Below are 16,460 nucleotides of genomic sequence, written 5' to 3' on the forward strand. Positions count from 1 at the left end.
CTATTGGCGCGGGGGCTCCGCCGCCACGTCCAGGATGGTGCGGATCGTGTCCTCGTGGGCCAGGATCCGGAAGTGGCCGGCGGTCTCGAGCCGGATGTTCCGGGCGCCGGGGAGCATGCTCCCTTCGGGGATGTGCGGGTCAAAGAGCCCGTAGACCGAGGTGATGCGCTCGTTGACGCGCTCTTCACGGGAGAGCTGCATGGTCACGGCACTCCGGGGCGAGAAGGCGCGCAGGCTCGGCAGCAGCATGAACGAGGCATAACGTGAGCCGGAGAACGGTGAGCAGACCGCCACCATGCCGGCGATGCGGCGATCCGGGTCCAGCTGCATCATCACGAATTTGCCGATCAGTCCGCCTTTGCTGTGGGCGACGATCATCGCGTCCGAGAGGTCACGGTCCCGGATGTAGCCGGCAATCAGGTCCGCGGCTTTGGGCACCGCGAGCCGGTTCCGGTGCAGCAGGGTCAGCACGTGCACCGGATGGCCGGCCGCATGAAGCCGTTTAACCAGCGGCAGCATAAAGCGCCAATCCTCGTAAACCCCGGGAATCACCACCACGGGCCGTCCGGTCCCGCCGAGGAAATCCTCCGGCTTGGTCCGGGACACGGCGCTGAGGACCTGCCGGCCGGCGGCATAGAGGTAGTCCTGGGCCCACCAGCGGGCGGCCTGCAGGACCCCGCTCATACCGGGCGCCCCTGGGGAGCCTCTCCGGCCGTCCGGCGGAGTCCGGCGAAGTCCAGGATGGCGCCTGCCACTTCCTCGGAGCGGTTGTGCTGCACCACGTGTCCGGTGCCTTCGATTTCCAGCAGTTGGCCCTGGGCCGCGTGGGCGGCCAGCCGGCGGCACCAGTCAACGGAGGCCACGGGGTCCTCGGCGCCCCGCACCACAAGGACCGGGGCAGACACCCCGGTGATCTTCTGCTCCGTGGGGTAGCCCATCATGACGCGCAGGGTCTTCAGGTACCAGATGGGCCCGCAGCGGAAATAGTCCGTGAAGACGAGGGCGTTCGAGGACGGGCTTTCGAAGAAGATGCTGTCCCGGCCCAGCGCCAGGGCCTGCTGCACCACGGTGCGGCGCTTCTCGTCGACCACCGGTCCCATCAGGACGAGCTGGGAGATCCGGCCAGGCTGCTGCAACGCCGCTTCGATCGCGAACTGGGTGCCCATCGAGTGCCCGACCAGCACGAACTCCAGGACCCCCAACTGTTCCAGGGCGCCGAGGATGTAGGTGGCGTGGTCGGCGATCGTGAGGGTTTGCTCGGGGCGGGGCGTGGCGCCGAAGCCGGGCAGGTCGATTGAGTAGGTGTCAACGGATTCCGCCAGCAGCCCGTGGAGCCGGCTGAGATAGCGGTGCGAGACGCCGATCCCGTGGATCAGCACGACGGCCGGACGCGTCTCCCCGGCGCCGGCTGGTCCGGCGGGCCGTGCGGAGACGAACACATGGCCCAGATGGCCTGCGGCCTCGATCTCGAAGCGTTCGGGCCTGCTCATGGTGGGCTCATTTCTATTCGGCGCTTCTGGTCAGCGCCACTCGTCAGCGTCTAGTAAGCATACTGACAGAACCCGCCGGTCAGTCATTCCGCTTGTCGCGCTCGCTGAACTCCTCATCGAGGTCGTAGTGCCTGAACTCCGTTTCCGGGTTCGGTTCGCCGTCCGCCACGTATTCGTGGTCCAACTGCCGCTGGACCTGGCTGTCCAGGACCTGAAGATCCTTGTCCGCCACCGTGGTGAGGTCCTCCGGGAATTCATCCTCCGGCGTGAGGTGCAACTTCTCGGTCATGTCAATGCCTCTCTGGGCAGGGGAAGTGGACTCGAATTTCTGCGTCCCGGCCGACTTTAGAATAGCCGTGGCCACCGAAGAGTGGAATACGACGGCGGGCTGCGGTGTATCTTGGGCAGTCAGGGCCCGCAGCCGGGCCAGTCAAATCGGACCGGAGTAGCCGGAGCGGGGAGGACCCGATGGGCAGCGAACGCAAGGACCCAGAGGACATCGTCAAGGACGGCGTTGAGGACGGAAACCAGGCGGGTGCAGCGCCGGTGGCCCGCGAGGAGGGGCAGGATGTGAGCCCGGCGGGGTCAGGCTTCACCGAGGCCCAGGCAGCAGCCGGCGCCCGGGACGGCAACAAGGCCACCGGCCCGGCGGAGGACCAGGACGAGCAGTCCGGCGACGACCGCGGGCTCACCACGGATTCCAGCCCGGACTAGGACTTCGTCTGCCCCTAGCCGCCCGGCCCGGCAAATGCCAGGCCCGATCAGCCGGGCGGCCGGGCAGAGGGTGGCCGCAGTGCGAAGCCGGAGCCCTGCCTACGCGGGTCCGACTACTCGGGGCCGACGTTGACCAGCCAGTCGGTCCCGAACCGGTCCGTGCACATGCCGAAGACGTCTCCCCAGGGTGCTTTCTCCATGGGGACGGTCACTTGTCCGCCGTCGGCGAGCTTGTCGAAGTAGCCGCGCAGTTCGGCCTCGTCGGAGCCGCTCAGCGACACCGAAATGCTGCTGCCGGGCTTGTAGTCCATGCCGTTGGGCGTGTCCGCACCCATCAGCACCATTCCCTTGGCCGTGCTCAGCATGGCGTGCATGATCTTGTCCTGCTCGGCAGGATCTTCGCTGGCGTGGTATTCGCCGAAGGTGCTCATGGTCAGTTCTCCGCCGAATACCGACTGGTAGAACGTCATGGCTTCCTTCGCGTTGTCGCGGAAACTCAGGTAGGGGTTGAGCGTGGTCATATCCGGGACTCCTTGCAGCTGGGGTGCCAGCCAGGGCGCCGTGTGGCGGCCGCGGCGGTGCACGTTACAGGGCATATCCTGCCCCAGATCACCCCCGGAGGGTAGGTGCCGCCGGGCGCCCCGCCCCAGGGGCGCGCCGCTTAGGCCGTCTGGCCGGCGTGCTCGCCCTCCTCGATTTCCTCCAGCAGCTTGTTGTTGAAGGCGGGAAGGTCGCGCGGGGTCCGGCTGGTCACGAGGCCCTGGTCGACCACGACCTCCTGGTCGCTCCAGTTGGCCCCGGCGTTCCTCAGGTCGGTCTGGAGCGTGTGGTAGGAGGTGACATTCCGGCCGCTGATGACGCCTGCGTCGATGAGCAGCCAGGGGCCGTGGCAAATCGAGGCCACCGGCTTGTGCTGCTCAAAGAAGGCCCGGGTGAAGGCCTGGGCGCCCTTGTCGGCCCGGAGATGGTCCGCGTTGACGACGCCGCCGGGGATCACCAGCGCATGGAAATCGGAGGCGTTCGCCTCGGCGACCGTGAGGTCGACGTCGAACTTCTGCCCCTTCTCGGTGCCGTCGTAGCCCTGGAGTTTGCCGCCCTTGGGGGCCACCAGTGTGGGCTCGCCGCCGGCCTCCTTCACTGCGTTCCAGGGGCTGGTCAGTTCCACCTGCTCCACACCGTCCGTGAGCAGGAAGGCGACTTTCTTACCGGCAATGTTGTGCTCTGACATGGGTCCTCCTCTGGGGCCGGGGAGGTTCACGCGGCCGGTGGCCGGCCGGAAACTTCCGCACGGAGAGATTGATGCCTTACAGGATCAACTTTAGGAAGCGAAAAACTGATAAGCAAGCTGATTATGTTGCCGTTGTGGTCCTCACCGAAGGCGGGGTGTTTGTCGCCCACGTCTCCCGCGCTTCGTCTGAACTGAGAGCATCCTCCGGTCAATGGTCCTCTGGCCAGTGCATCACGGCCTCGCTAGTCTGGCGGAAGGACTGCTACCCGAGAGAAGGCCGTCATGGACGAACGACACATCCTCGAACGCATTTCAGCGCTGGTCGAAGAAGAACAGGCGCTCCGCGAGAAGGCCCCGTCCTCCTCGCCGGACTACGAGCACAGCCCCGAGCACACCCGGCTGAAGCGCATCGAGGAGGACCTGGACCAGTGCTGGGACCTCCTGCGGCAGCGCCGGGCCAAGCTGCAGTACGGCGAAAATCCTGACGAGGCGGAGCCCCGGCCCGTCAAACAGGTGGAAAACTACGAGTCGTGACCCCGGGCGGGTGTGCGATGTTGATAGGGCTGCTGGGCGACGTCATGCTGGGCAGGCTCGTGAACGAGCGGCTGAGACGCGTCGGCGCCGGTTACCCCTGGGGAGACACGGACTCCGTGCTGCGCCAGGCCGACCTGACGATCGCCAACCTCGAATGCGTCCTGGCAGCCGGCGGGGAGCCGGAGGCCGGGAAGGTCTTCCATTTCCGTTCCGACCCGAAGAACGTGGCGAGCCTCCGTTCCGCCGGGATCGGGATGGTGTCGCTGGCCAACAACCACGTCTTGGACTACGGGGCCGGCGCCTTCGGCGAAATGCTGCCGGCGCTCGACGGGGCCGGGGTCCTGCATGCCGGTGCCGGCTTGGACCGGGACGCCGCCCGCCGGCCTGCGGTGCGCCGCGTGGCGGGGACCGCCGTCGGCCTCATTGCCTTCACCGACAACCAGCCAGACTGGGAAGCCGACGTCGGGCCCGGGGTCTTTTACGTGCCGGTCGTGGGCAGCGACCGCAGGGTTGAGGATCTGCTGGCCCTGGTCCGGCGAACAAAGGCCCGCGTCGAGCTTCTGGTCGTCTCCGCCCACTGGGGGCCGAATTGGGGCTCCCGGGCACCGTCCGAGCACCGCGAGCTGGCCCGGGCACTTATCGAGGCCGGCGCCGACGTCGTCTTCGGGCATTCGCCGCACATCTTCCGTGGCATCGAGGTGTTCCGGAACCGGCCGATCATCTACAGCGCCGGGGACTTTGTGGACGACTACGCTGTGGATCCGCTGGAGAGGAACGACCAGTCGTTCATCTTCCTGCTCGCCACGGACGGCGGCACACCGCTGGGTCTGCGCCTGTACCCGACGCTGATCACCGATTTCCAGGCACGGCTGGCGGGCCGGAGTTCCCGGCAGATCGCGGAACGGATGCAGCGGCTCAGCCGGCACCTCGGGACGGCCAGCAGCTGGGACTCCGCCGGCGGGTTCCTGGAAATTCCCCTGGCCGCCGCGGGCTGAGGCGCCGCCCCAACGAGGTTGCTGGTCCACTGTTACCCGCCGCTTACCCGCAGCACAGCGGAGCGGGTTATGCTTGAGGTGGACCGCCGTTCAAGGCGTCCCGGCTCAGCAGGGGGCATACGCAGGGCGATACTGCCCTCACGCCATAAGGCCCGCAAGTGCACAACCAGCCATTCAATCCGCTCCCCCTCGATGAACTCACCGCTGTCTTCGCGCGCATCAAAGGCCTGCTCCTGACCGAGGACAAGGTGGACCGTGCGCTGCAACTGCTCGTCCAGGCCGTCCGGGATGCCATCCCAGGATCAGCCGGGGCCGGAATCTCACTGTTCGACGAGCAAGGGCGCGGAACCAGCACCGCGGCGACAGCACAACTCGTGGGGCAGGCTGACGCCGCCCAGCACGACCTGGGTCAGGGACCGTGCATCGAGGCCTGGACGGCGGGGATAACAATGCTGGTCCACGACACTGCAGCGGATGACCGGTGGCCGCTCTGGAGCGAGGCTGTCGCCTCGATGCCCATCCGCTCCGTCGTCAGCACGCCGCTGGCCGCCGCCGGCGGGCCCATCGGAACGCTGAAGATCTACGCCGCCCTGCCGGCCGCCTACACAGTCGCCACCGGGCTACTGCTTGAGAAATTCGCGGTGCCCGCGGCGACCCTCCTCGCCCATGTCCAGGGCTCTGAAACACCCCGGCACCTGAGCGGCCCGCTCAAGGGCGCACTCGCCGGCCGGGACAACACCAACCGCGCGTGCGGGATCCTGATGGAACGCCACGGGCTGTCGGCGGAGCAGGCCCTGAGGGAGTTGCTGCGCCGTGCCCGGACTGACGGTGCACCGCTGTCCGTGGTCTGCTCCGGGCTCATCGATGGTTCTCAGTTGCCTGCCGGCAACTAAGAACCCGGCGCCGGGCGCGAGCCCGGCCGGTGTCAGGGCTTTTTTGTCATTTCCCCGCTGACGGTCAACTGCTCCGCGACCTCGCGAAGCTTGATATTCAGCTCTGAGCTAGCCCGCGACAGCAGCAGGAACGCCTGCTGGGCGGTGATCTTGTACCGCTCCATCAGGATTCCCTTGGCCTGACCGATCAGGTCCCGGGTATCCAGGGCCAGGGTGAGCTGGCTGACCTGCTGGCTGCCGGCGACGGCGACGGCAGCGTGGGCAGCCACCAGCGCCCCGATCCGCTCCGATTCGGCGTCGAAGACGCCCACGTCATTCCCGAAGAGATTCAAGGCTCCGAGGTGGTCCCCATTCACAAAGAGCTGGAAGGAGAGCATGCTCCGCGCTCCGAGTTCGAAGGCCTGCCGCGAGAAATCCGGCCAACGCCTATCCGTGCTGAGGTCGGGAACACTCACAACCCGCTTTTCATAGGAGGCGTCAAGGCACGGGCCTTGCCCGGTGTCGCTTTGCAGGGCATCCACCCGGCGCGGCAGATCGCTGGAAGCGGCACGCGATTCAATCGTTCGGCGGCCCGTGACCAGGCTGACTGAGGCCTCGGCAGCGTGTGGCACTAGTTCCAACGCGGCGTGCACGATGCCTGACAGCATGGATTCAGGGTCCTCCTTATGCTGGAGCTCCCGGGCGATGTCGCCGAGTCGAATGGCAAGGGCGTCCGCGCCGATCGGTTCGGTGTCCTGCAGACCCGGCGCCCGCTCACCCGTTTCCGCTGAATTTGGCACCATCACGGCGCCCCCCTTCTTGCGTTGTTGTATCGCTGCTCTCATTCGAAATATACCCCTGCGAACGCCGCCGGAACCGGGCCGGAGACAAAAATCTAACGGGGCGGTCCCCCGGTAACAACGGAGCCGTGTGAGACTGGGGCATCGGACTCAATCGAGACTGGCACCTCCTGCACAGCAGACCCTCCAAGGAGCAGCAGACATGAACAGTCCAGAGCAGAATTCCCCCGGCCCCCGCCAAATCCACGAGGAAAGCCAGGGCCGGCCCGACCTGAGCAGCCTGCACGTCCGGGAGGACGTGGCCATCACCGGACTGTGCGGCAACGTCCACCTGCCCACCGGCCGGACCTGTGATGTCCACGAGCCGCACGAGGGCTCCTGCCGCTTCGTCGGTCCCGAGGACGCGGAAAACCTGGCGGTGCACTAAACGCCGGAGCGGCCGCGCATGCGGGGGGTGGTTGCCGCCAAGCACCGCGCGTACGCTCGCGGTGTGGACATTGTCGATTTCCTGTCCGAGCGGATCACCGAGGACGAGGCCGTGGCGCGGACCCTCCTCGGCGACCGGACCGTCTCGCAATCCGGCGCCTGGTACGAACAGCGCCTGCTACTCGAATGCGAGGCCAAGCGGCGCCTGATCCGCATTGTGGAATCCGCCCGGCAGGCGGCCCTCGCGTCACTGGTCAGCGACACGGGCCAGGACGCCGGCTGGATCCCGCAATCGCTGGTTTGGCTTGAGCAGTCGCTGAACGCCCTGGCCCTGCCCTATTACGACCACCCGGACTTCGATCAGGACTGGCTCCGCACCTAGGGACCTGTCGCTGCCCTTTTCCAAGTAATGCCAAAGGTCCGTGTGCAAGAGACAGTTCCGGGCCTAAGCTATGACCGGGGGGCGTTCAGTAGCGTAGACGCTTAAGGGAGGCCACTATGTTCAGCCACGTCCGCCGTCCAGGATCATCACGGGAACCAGTGCGTGCAGCCGCGGGGGCACACCGGAATGCCGGAACCGCCGCGCCACCGCCGAAAATGACGTCAAGGTTCCGGCGAATCATGGGCGGCCTCGCAGCGCTGAGCCTGGCCGTGGCCGGAGGCCTTGTCGCCGCCGCCCCTTCAGCAAGCGCCGAGAAGGAGCAACGCTACATTGTGGTGCTGAAGGACGGAGCTGTTGACGCCGGCACAGCGGCCGCGGCCCAGCGGGGCAGTTACGGCCTTTCCGTTTCCACCGTCTACCGGGCTGCCGTGAGCGGGTACGCCGCCACGATGACGGCCTCCGTCGCGGCCCGCCTCGCTGCCGACCCGGGCGTTGACTTCGTCACCCTGGCCCGGGAGTTCGAGGAGCCCCAGGCCCCCGAGCCGACGACCCAGGTGGAGCCGCTCTGGTGGCTGAGAATCGGCGGCACCGCCTCCGATGACACAGAGCCCGACGGCGAAAAGGACGCCGCCGGCGTCAACGTGGCCGTGATCGACAGCGGTATCGACGGAAACCATCCGGACCTCAACGTGCGCGGCGGTGTCGACTGCTCCACCGGGTCGCCGGTCGAGGTGGAGCCCACGGATGACGTCGGACACGGGACCTTCGTGGCCGGGGTCATCGGCGCAAGGGACAACAACGAGGGCGTCATCGGGGCGGCACCGGGAACCCCGCTGTGGTCCGTTCGCGTGGTCAATGACGCCGGGGTGATCACGGAGGAAATGCTCATCTGCGCCATCGACTGGGTGACGGCAACGCGCAAGGACGACGACGCGAAGAACGACATCGAGGTGGCCAACATCAGCATCGGCGGCCCCGGCACTGAAACCGCCGACTGCGGCAAGGGCACGGATCCGATGCACTACGCCATCTGTCGCTCGATCAAGGCCGGAGTCGTGTACGCCGTCGCGGCCGGAAACTCCGGCCAGGACATCGCCGGCACCGTTCCTGCCACGTACGACGAGGTCCTGACCGCCACGGCGATGGCGGACTTCGACGGCAAGCCTGATGGCCTGGAGGCCCCGGTTTGCGGGGCCGAGGACTGGTCTGCGGTGGGGCAGTTGGATGACCGTCCGGCGTTCTTCTCCAATTACGCCAGCGAGTCCGAGGACCAGGCCCATACCATCGCGGGCCCGGGGGTCTGCGTGACCTCCACGGCGCCGGGCGGCTATTCCGTGGCCCACGGAACCAGCTTCGCCAGCCCTGCCGTCGCCGGCTCCGTGGCGCTGTGCATCGGCGCCGGGGCATGTGAGGGTTCGGGTAAGGAGGTGATGTCGCAGTTCCTGGACATCACCGCCGCGTACAACGAGGAAAACCGCGAGTTCGGCTTCGAGGGCGACCCGCTCCGCCCGGTGGACGGGCAGTACTACGGTTATCTGACCCAGATTGCGCGGTACGGAACCGAGTAGGGGCCAAGGCCCAGCTTCCCGCTAGGAGCCGGGCCGGATCCGCCGCCACCACCGGCGACGGATCTGGCCCGGTTCCTTCCTTGCTTCCAGTTCAGCGACGACGGCGGCGCGGGCCGCGCGGCGTTCGGCCCAGCGCCGCACCTCGGACTCGATGTCCCGGGTCTTGGTCACGACCGGCGGCCCGCCCTGCAGTTGCCGTCTGGCATCAATCACGCGGGCGTTGAAATCCTCCAGGAGCTGCCGGACCTGCGTTTCGGAGTGCTGCTCATCGATCCGGGCATCGAGCCCGGCGTCCTCGGTGCGGAGCAGGATGGCTTTGGGGCCCATCCCGGTGATGTTTTCGCGCTGGATCAGGCCCTTGACCCACCAGTCGGGGTCGTACTTCTCCCCCAGCCCGGGGATGGGTTTTCCGGCGTATTTGAGGTGGTCGAATTTGCCCTGCGCCATGGCATCGCGGATCAGGTATTCGGCCCTGGCGGCGTCGTCGAATTTGGCGCGCAGCTGCCGTTCCTTCTCTTCGGCAGCGGCCAGCTCTTCCTCTTCCTGGACCGTCATTCCGCTGATCCGGAGGGAGCGGAGTTCCGCTGCGCGCTCCACCCGTCGCCGGAACGATCCGCCTGATCCGCCGCTCATGGCTCCCGCCCTTTCTGGCTGCGCCGCTATGCACCCTCCTTCCAGTATGCGAAGCAACGTCCCGGCGGCCAAGGACGAAGGCCGGGGCGTCATTCGGGAACGCTGACCGGTTGCGGGCTCGGGGGCCCGGCCGGGCCGGAGCAGCGGCCCCGAACAGGGCCATTGGACCCCCGGCCGCCCGGCCGCCCGCTCCAGTACACTCGTGCAATGAGGCTTCTGTACATCACAGAAAGTGTGCCAAACCGGGACCCCGCGTTCGGTGACGGCAGCTCGATGATTCCGCATGAGATCCTGCGGAATCTGCCCGCCGACGTGGATGTGACCCTGCTGACGTTCGCCGGCCCGGTCGGGATTCCGGACGAGGTGCGCAGCCGCTGCGCCGCGGTGCACGTGCTGACGCCGCGGGGCCGCAAGGCGGCGCTTGTGCGGTCCCTCGCGGGCCTGAACGGCGTCGGAAAACACGAGCGTGACACGGCGGAGGCCGTCTCGACGTCAGCCAGCCTTTCGGCCCACAATGATGCCACCCTGATCCACGGGCCCCACGCCCTCTTTCTGGCCCGCCATGTACAGGGACCGGTTGTCCTGCAGACAGTGGACCCCTGGTCGATCAGGGCCGGGATGGATACTGCCATTGCGCCCCGTTTCTTGCGGCCGGCGTACCGGGCGAGGGAGCTGCAGTGGTTGCGGGCCGAGCGCCGCCTGCCCGCGCGGGCACGGCTCCTCACTGTCGGGTCCCGGGACGCCCGTGAATGGGCTGAACGCCTGGGGCGGCCGGTGCGGAGCATCCCGAACGGCGCCGAAGCGGCCGTCCGCCCTGACGCCACACAGACCGTCCCCGTGGTCTGCTTTGTCGGCAGCCTGAACTACGGGCCCAACATTGACAGCGCGACGGTGCTGATAGGGAAGATCGCTCCGCTGGTGTGGGAGCGCGTGCCTGACGCCAGATTCGTCCTTGCGGGCCGCCGCCCCGAGCCGGAGGTCCTCGCCCTGGCCGGTCCCCGGGTGGAGGTCCTCGCCAATGTTCCGTCCGTCCTCGACGTCTTCCAGGCCTCCGATGTGGCGGCCTTTCCCGATGAACATGGCGTCGGCATCCGGAACTCGGTCCGCGAAGCCCTCGCTGCCGGGCTCCCCGTCGTAGCGACGCCGGTCGCCGCCCGCGAACAGGACCCGCATCCCTTGCTCACCGTCGCGCCGGACACCGGGAGCTTTGTTGATCTCATCGTTCAACGGCTGACAGGTCAGCGGCCGCAGGACCTGGCGAGTGACGCCGTCGCCGTCCGGACCTGGCAGGTGGTCACGCAGGAGTACCTGGCGGAGCTGCGCAGCGCGATCCAACCCGGCAGCGCCGATCTGCCGCTGGGAAGCTCACCGGCATGACGTACGCTCCCGGGGAACTGGCCCGGACCGGGGTCCGGGGCGCCATCTGGCAGGGGCTGGCGTTTGCCAGCGGGAGAATCATCGTCCTGGTCACGACCATCGTGCTGGCGCGGCTGCTTTCCCCCGAGGAGTACGGCCTGGTGGCGCTGGCCCTGGTCCTGATGGCCTACGCGGAGACCGTGGCCGACGCCGGTGTGGCCCAGGCGCTGGTCTACCTGCCACGCACCGGGGTTATCGCCCGATCCGCGCTGCTGATCTCCGTGGTGCTCGGCACGCTCCTGGGTCTGGGCGCCTACCTGGCCGCACCCCTGATTGCGGAGCTGTTCAGCCTTCCCGAGGTGGAACCCCTGGTCCAGGTCCTGGGCATCTCAGTGGTGGCCACCTCGCTCGGCGCCGTCCCCGAGGCGCTGCTGCGGCGGGACCTGAAATTCAAGAAGCTCACGGCGGCCCCGGTCATCCGTGCCGCCACGATGGGCACCGTGACTTTGGCCCTTGCCTTCTCCGGCCACGGGGCCTGGTCCCTGGCCGTCGGCACCGCAGCCGGCTCCGTGGCGTACGCAGCGACGTGCTGGTTCCTGCTCGGCAAGGGCGGACCGTGGCAAATCTGGCGGGTGCGCAAAGATGCCCTCAAAGCCAACATCACCTACGGCGCACCGGTCGCCGGCAGCAGCCTCCTGGCGCGGCTGATCTTTGACATCGACTACCTCATCATCGGCCTGTTCCTCGGGGCGCAGGCACTGGGTTATTACACGCTGGCCTTCCGCCTCCCCGAGGTGCTGATCCTCAACGTCTTCTTTGTGCTGTCGACCGTCCTGTTCCCCCTGTACACGCAGGTCCGCAGCGAGCCCGAACGGCTCCGCTCCGGCTACCTGACCAGCGTGCGGATCCAGTCCCTCTACGGCGTCACCACCGGCGTGGGGCTGGCCGTTGTTGCCCCGTTGCTGGTGCCGCTCGTCTTCGGCGAGAAGTGGATGGACGCCGTCGTGCCGCTCGTATTCCTCGCCCTCTACGCCGCGGCCCGCTCCCTGGGTGCCGGCGCCAACGACGTCTACAAGGCCATCGGCCGTCCGGGCCTGTCCATCCGGGTATCCCTGGTGCGGCTCGCCATCCTGCTCCCGGTCCTGCTGTTTGCCACCCAGTGGGGCATCGTGGGCATCGCCTGCGCACAGTTCGTCGTCGCGGTGCTGTTCGCCTGCGGCATGCAGCTCGTGGCCGCCAGAGTCATCCAGCTGCGGGCACGCGAACTGCTCCGTGCGGTCGCGCCCGGACTGGTCTGCGGGGCTGCCGTGGCGGTGGCAGGCCTCGGTGTCCTGGCGGCGCCGGTCCTGGGCGGATTGACCACGCTCCTCCTGGTTGTCCCGACGGCCGTTGCGGTGGTCTACACGATCCTTCGCTTCGGGTTCAGGCCCTTGCACGATGAGCTGGTGCAGCTATTCCGGCGCACCTGAGTCCGGCGTAAGTGAGACCGGCGTAAGTGAGACCGGCCGGCGGCCGGTCACGGTCCCTTCCGGGACGGCCACGTCGAACACCCTCAGCGCCAGGGCAAGCCGGGCCAGGACCGCCTTGGCCAGTCCGAAGCGGATTCCCTTGTGCAGCGACAATGTGTCCTTGACCGCGGTCGCCGACGCCACGGGAACCAGGCGGCCCGGGCTGTCCAGGTTGGTCGCGTGCCAGTAGACGCTGACGTCTTCGAACCCGTACCGCTGGAAGGTCCGCTTCCACCCCGCCAGGGTGCGCGGGCCCGAGCGCCGCAGCGGCGAGCGTTTCACCTGGGCGCATATCCAGCCTCCGGGCTGCACCTCCGCCGCCGCCTGCCGGAAAAGCTGCAGCTCTGGCTCCCTGAGCAGCACAACCTCGAACCCATCGGCCTGGATGCCGCCGCGGCTGGACCGGATGCCGGACCGGATGCGGGTGGCGGCCGGGTCCAGGAGCCGCAGCGCGGCCAGCAGCTCCGGGCCCACGGCACCGCCGTAGCCCACGCTGCGGGGCTGCAACACGGGCACCAGGAAGCGCCAGTCGAGCAGCCGCCACAGGTGCAGGGAGAGGGCAGTTGCATCCTCCGCGGCGGTCCCGGAAGTCCCTGCCGCCGTGGCGGAACTTCCCGGTCCGCCGGGGCTGCCCTGTTCTCCGGGACACACGCTGCGCCAGACCGTCTTCGTGGCCAGCCGCTGGACCGTGTGCCGGGGCTGGGCGGCATCAAGGATCCGGGATCCCGGCAGCCGATCGGCCAGCGTCAGATAGGACTGCCGCCATTTCTCCAGTATGTCCGCCGTGTGTTCACCCTTCCGGGAGAACATCACCTCCCCGGGCACGTCGAGGACCAGCAGGAGGTCAGGAGCCGCGCCCAGCCACACGGCGAGGGCGTTGGACATGCCGACGGGTTTGTTGCCCGAGGAATTGTTGCCCGGGGAATTGTTGCCTGAGGAATTGCTGCCGGCTGCGGAGGGCAGCAGGGCATCGTAGGCAACGCGGTCCATCAGCACCACGCGGCCGCGGGCCCGGTGGTATCTGGCCGCCATCCCTCCCTTGAGGACCCGGTACATTTTCTTTGCGGTTCGTCCCCCGGGGACCCGGTGCAGCCAGCCGTCCCAGGGGCCGGCGCCCCACATTCCCATGTAGACATAGGCCGTGGGGATGGGAAAATCCGCACGCAGGCCGTGGAGGAGCGTGGTCTTGCCGGCGCCGTCGGGGGCCATGACCCCCACGACCAGTCCCCGGCCCGGAAGCCGGGGTTTGAGCTGGCGCAGGGCACGGTTCGTCAGGGCGAGTGACCGGGTGCGCAGGGGCGACCCGTTTGTCCAGACGGACCGCAGCCGCGCGGCCATGGCGGAGGCCTCGCCGAAGCTGCCCGAACGGACCAGGTCCAGCAGTTGCGCGGCGGTGCCGGCCCCGCTGCGCTGGTCCACGTACCCGGCGATGCGGTCCCCGGGGGACGCGACGGCGGCGGCAGCCAGGGCGGTCCCCTCCCGTTGCGGCCGGATCTCCCCCTTGTCCAGGACGAGGTGGAGGAGCTGCAGCCAGGCCTGGTCGGCCGGGGCGGGCATCCACAACCCGCCTGTCCGGACGCGCCGCTCGAGGCAGCCCGGCGCCAGCGGGGTCCGCCACTGCTGGAACGGGCCGAAGGAGATGTCCGAGACGATGTCCAGCTTCAGCCACAGCTCACCGGAGTCCGCATAGCCGAAGTAGAAGCGGTGGCTGCCGTGTCCCGTGGCGCGCACCCGGCACAGTCCGATTCCGTTCATCAGCTCGTCCAGGCCCGGCAGCAGCTCATCTGACACCAGGATGTCCACATCGCCGGCGGGCGCGGCGAGGTCATCCTCGCCGCGGAGCAGCACCCAGGGCAGGCCTGTGTCGTCCAGGGCGCCGAACGCTTTGGCGACCGCCGGGTGCACGGCCGGAAGGCTGGTTTGCGGGTCCGCAGTCATGCGCGCCGCCGTCGTGCGTGTCCTGGCGGCAGCCGCACCGGGACGTCGCTTCGGACCTCGTGGAGCATAAGCGTGAGACCTCCTTGACCGGGTGCGGCTGCCGCGTGAGCCGTTCCGCAGCTTCCCTCACCCGCTTCCGTCGCCGGAAGACACCAGCGACGAGGACGCCGCTGGATTCTTTGATATGAAGCCTACGATCCGCACCCGGGGGTGTCACCAGTAGCGGTTTCGGGCCCCGGCCGCACGGACCTACTTGAGCAGTGCGCCCGTTCCACGTGGGCCTACTCGCTCCGGCGCCCCGGGAAGGTCAGAGCGTCGGCAGCACCTGCTCGCGCACCTGTTTGCGCAGGATCTTGCCGAGCATGGAGCGCGGCAGGTCAGGGACGGCCACGATGCGCTTGGGGACCTTGTAGCCGGCCAGGTGCTCGCGGCAGTGCCGGCGGAGGGCCTCCTCGTCCAGCGTGGCGTCCGGTTCCAGCTCGACGGCGGCCACCACCAGCTCGCCGCCCCGCTCGAGCGGCTTGCCGACGACGGCGGCGTCCCTGACGTCCGGGTGCAGGCGCAGCACCGACTCCACTTCGGTGGGTGAGACGTTGAAACCGCCGGTGATGATGAGCTCCTTGGCCCGGTCAACGATCGTGGTGAAACCGTCCCCGTCCACGGTCACAACGTCGCCGGTCCGCAGCCAGCCGTCGGGGGTGAGGGTCTTCGCGGTTTCCTCCGGGTTGTTCCAGTAGCCCTGGAACACTTGCGGGCCCTTGAGCAGCAACTCCCCCGGCTGCCCCGGCGGCACTTCCACGGCGGGGTCGTCCAGGTCGACGACCTTCATCAGGGTCGAGGGGAACGGCACGCCGATCGTGCCGTTGCGGCGCGTGGGGTGGAAGGGGTTGCCCAGCGCGACCGGGGAGGACTCGGTCATGCCGTAGCCTTCCACCAGCAGCCCGCCGGAGACCGATTCCCACAGTTCCACCACGTGGTCCGGCAGGTTCATGGCCCCGGAGATGCAGTATTTGCAGGACCGGAGCGAGATGCCCCTCTCCTTCGCGGCCATCGCGGTGCGCTCGTAGATCGGCGGAACCGCGCAGTAGACCGTGGCGGGCGACTTCTTCATGGCGTCCAGCACCAGGTCCGGGTCGAACTTGGGGAAAAGCACCAGCAGGCCCTGCTTGCGGATGCCGTAGGTGAGGTAAAGCGTCAGGCCGAAGGCATGGAACATGGGCAGGATCGCGTAGAAGATCTCCTTGCGGTACTCGGCCCCCTGCATCCAGGCCTCACCCTGCAGGGCGTTGGAGTAGAGGTTGAAGTGGGTAAGCATGGCGCCTTTGGGACGGCCGGTCGTGCCCGAGGTGTACTGGATCGCGGCGAGGTCAGACACCGAGGGGCGGGGGTGTTCCGGATCGATGCGCCCGTGGCTGAGGAGGTCCTTCCACGGCGAGGTGCCCGGCGCCGGTGCCGTCAGCGCCTCGCGGGACTCACGCAGTTTTTTCACGGGCAGGCGCAGGGCCAGTCGCTTGACGGCAGGGAACGCCGCCAGGAGGTTGACCGACACGACATGGTCGATCTCGATGTCCGCCGGGAAGTCACGGACGGCTGCCGCGGCCTTGTCCCAGGTGATGACGACCCTGGCCTGGTGGTCCTCGAACTGGTGGCGGAGTTCCCGGGAGGTGTACAGCGGGTTGTGCTCGACGACGACGGCGCCGAGGCGCAGCACCGCGTAGAACGCGACGACGTGCTGCGGGCAGTTCGGCAGGATCAACGCCACCCGGTCGCCGGCGCGGACACCGAGCCGGCGCAGGCCCTCTGCTGCCCGGTCGACCTGTTCGCCGAGTTCGGTGTAGCTGGTGCGGCGGCCGAAGAACTCCAGCGCGGGGGCCGCGCCGGCCTCGGCCACGGACCGCTCCAGCATCGCCACCAGCGACTCCGTCGGCAGTTCGATCTCCGCCGGGACACCCGGCTGGTAGTTCTTCACCCAGGGCTGCTGGTCAGTGTGCTCCATGCTCACATCTTGCCGTGAAC

At 68.1% G+C, this 16,460-nt stretch carries 18 protein-coding genes; 9 read left to right on the top strand and 9 right to left on the bottom strand.

Translation table 11 applies throughout. The features are described 5' to 3' along the window. The 3 genes from AC06G6_RS17180 to AC06G6_RS17190 all read right to left on the bottom strand — a co-directional run bounded on the left by AC06G6_RS17180 (nt 1) and on the right by AC06G6_RS17190 (nt 1,779). Entirely contained in the window at nt 1-684 is a 684-nt protein-coding gene (locus AC06G6_RS17180; RefSeq protein WP_479824068.1) for an esterase/lipase family protein, read from the bottom strand. Next, entirely contained in the window at nt 681-1,490 is an 810-nt protein-coding gene (locus tag AC06G6_RS17185; RefSeq protein ID WP_479824069.1) for an alpha/beta fold hydrolase, read from the bottom strand. Before AC06G6_RS17185 ends, AC06G6_RS17180 begins: the two co-directional genes overlap by 4 nt. A 79-nt stretch (nt 1,491-1,569) precedes the next feature. After that, the gene (locus tag AC06G6_RS17190; RefSeq protein WP_479824070.1) at nt 1,570-1,779 is read right to left on the bottom strand and encodes a hypothetical protein; all 210 of its coding nucleotides are present in this window, start codon (nt 1,777-1,779) and stop codon (nt 1,570-1,572) included. A gap of 179 nt (nt 1,780-1,958) precedes the next feature. Between AC06G6_RS17190 and AC06G6_RS17195 the strand changes: the two genes are divergently transcribed. Next, the gene (locus tag AC06G6_RS17195; protein WP_479824072.1) at nt 1,959-2,204 is read left to right on the top strand and encodes a hypothetical protein; all 246 of its coding nucleotides are present in this window, start codon (nt 1,959-1,961) and stop codon (nt 2,202-2,204) included. A 113-nt stretch (nt 2,205-2,317) separates the two neighbouring features. Here AC06G6_RS17195 and AC06G6_RS17200 read toward each other — a convergent pair whose 3' ends face one another. Then, nucleotides 2,318-2,725 carry a VOC family protein gene (locus AC06G6_RS17200; RefSeq protein ID WP_479824074.1) on the bottom strand — a complete coding sequence of 136 codons (408 nt, stop codon included), beginning with the start codon at nt 2,723-2,725 and terminating at the stop codon, nt 2,318-2,320. A gap of 140 nt (nt 2,726-2,865) precedes the next feature. Next, a complete protein-coding gene (locus AC06G6_RS17205; protein WP_479824076.1) occupies nt 2,866-3,432 on the bottom strand; it encodes a type 1 glutamine amidotransferase domain-containing protein in 567 nt (188 codons plus the stop codon). A 282-nt stretch (nt 3,433-3,714) separates the two neighbouring features. Between AC06G6_RS17205 and AC06G6_RS17210 the strand changes: the two genes are divergently transcribed. The 3 genes from AC06G6_RS17210 to AC06G6_RS17220 all read left to right on the top strand — a co-directional run bounded on the left by AC06G6_RS17210 (nt 3,715) and on the right by AC06G6_RS17220 (nt 5,854). Then, complete coding sequence (locus tag AC06G6_RS17210) at nt 3,715-3,966, top strand: DUF2630 family protein (protein ID WP_479824078.1); 252 nt, start codon at nt 3,715-3,717, stop codon at nt 3,964-3,966. After that, the gene (locus AC06G6_RS17215) at nt 3,963-4,961 is read left to right on the top strand and encodes a CapA family protein (RefSeq protein ID WP_479824080.1); all 999 of its coding nucleotides are present in this window, start codon (nt 3,963-3,965) and stop codon (nt 4,959-4,961) included. The genes AC06G6_RS17210 and AC06G6_RS17215 overlap by 4 nt, the downstream gene beginning before the upstream one ends. A gap of 158 nt (nt 4,962-5,119) precedes the next feature. Next, on the top strand, nt 5,120-5,854 hold the full coding sequence (locus tag AC06G6_RS17220) for a GAF and ANTAR domain-containing protein (protein ID WP_479824084.1): 735 nt from the start codon (nt 5,120-5,122) through the stop codon (nt 5,852-5,854). Nucleotides 5,855-5,886: 32 nt separating this feature from the next. Here the strand turns inward: AC06G6_RS17220 and AC06G6_RS17225 are convergent, their stop codons facing one another. Then, nucleotides 5,887-6,636 (bottom strand): GAF and ANTAR domain-containing protein, encoded by a 750-nt coding sequence (locus AC06G6_RS17225; protein ID WP_479824086.1) that lies wholly within the window; start codon nt 6,634-6,636, stop codon nt 5,887-5,889. Between the two features lie 199 nt (nt 6,637-6,835). On the opposite strand from AC06G6_RS17225, the gene AC06G6_RS17230 reads away from it, so the two are divergent. The 3 genes from AC06G6_RS17230 to AC06G6_RS17240 all read left to right on the top strand — a co-directional run bounded on the left by AC06G6_RS17230 (nt 6,836) and on the right by AC06G6_RS17240 (nt 9,009). Beyond that, nucleotides 6,836-7,060, top strand: a complete 225-nt coding sequence (locus AC06G6_RS17230; protein ID WP_479824089.1) for a hypothetical protein — start codon at nt 6,836-6,838, stop codon at nt 7,058-7,060. A gap of 63 nt (nt 7,061-7,123) precedes the next feature. Beyond that, the gene (locus AC06G6_RS17235; RefSeq protein ID WP_479824091.1) at nt 7,124-7,441 is read left to right on the top strand and encodes a DUF6221 family protein; all 318 of its coding nucleotides are present in this window, start codon (nt 7,124-7,126) and stop codon (nt 7,439-7,441) included. 239 nt (nt 7,442-7,680) lie between these two features. After that, nucleotides 7,681-9,009 carry a S8 family peptidase gene (locus tag AC06G6_RS17240; protein ID WP_479824093.1) on the top strand — a complete coding sequence of 443 codons (1,329 nt, stop codon included), beginning with the start codon at nt 7,681-7,683 and terminating at the stop codon, nt 9,007-9,009. Between the two features lie 21 nt (nt 9,010-9,030). Here AC06G6_RS17240 and AC06G6_RS17245 read toward each other — a convergent pair whose 3' ends face one another. Then, nucleotides 9,031-9,642, bottom strand: a complete 612-nt coding sequence (locus AC06G6_RS17245) for a DnaJ family domain-containing protein (protein WP_479824095.1) — start codon at nt 9,640-9,642, stop codon at nt 9,031-9,033. Nucleotides 9,643-9,849: 207 nt separating this feature from the next. Between AC06G6_RS17245 and AC06G6_RS17250 the strand changes: the two genes are divergently transcribed. Both AC06G6_RS17250 and AC06G6_RS17255 read left to right on the top strand, forming a co-directional pair. Next, nucleotides 9,850-11,019, top strand: coding sequence for a glycosyltransferase (locus AC06G6_RS17250; protein WP_479824097.1), 1,170 nt, complete (start codon nt 9,850-9,852; stop codon nt 11,017-11,019). After that, nucleotides 11,016-12,467 carry a lipopolysaccharide biosynthesis protein gene (locus AC06G6_RS17255; RefSeq protein WP_479824099.1) on the top strand — a complete coding sequence of 484 codons (1,452 nt, stop codon included), beginning with the start codon at nt 11,016-11,018 and terminating at the stop codon, nt 12,465-12,467. Before AC06G6_RS17250 ends, AC06G6_RS17255 begins: the two co-directional genes overlap by 4 nt. On the opposite strand, the gene AC06G6_RS17260 is transcribed toward AC06G6_RS17255, so the two are convergent. Both AC06G6_RS17260 and AC06G6_RS17265 read right to left on the bottom strand, forming a co-directional pair. Further along, the gene (locus tag AC06G6_RS17260) at nt 12,450-14,444 is read right to left on the bottom strand and encodes a hypothetical protein (protein WP_479824101.1); all 1,995 of its coding nucleotides are present in this window, start codon (nt 14,442-14,444) and stop codon (nt 12,450-12,452) included. The genes AC06G6_RS17255 and AC06G6_RS17260 overlap by 18 nt on opposite strands. A gap of 307 nt (nt 14,445-14,751) precedes the next feature. Next, on the bottom strand, nt 14,752-16,440 hold the full coding sequence (locus AC06G6_RS17265) for a long-chain-fatty-acid--CoA ligase (protein WP_479824103.1): 1,689 nt from the start codon (nt 16,438-16,440) through the stop codon (nt 14,752-14,754). Nucleotides 16,441-16,460 lie beyond the last annotated feature (20 nt).

This window comes from Arthrobacter sp. CJL-S3 (assembly GCF_056711635.1).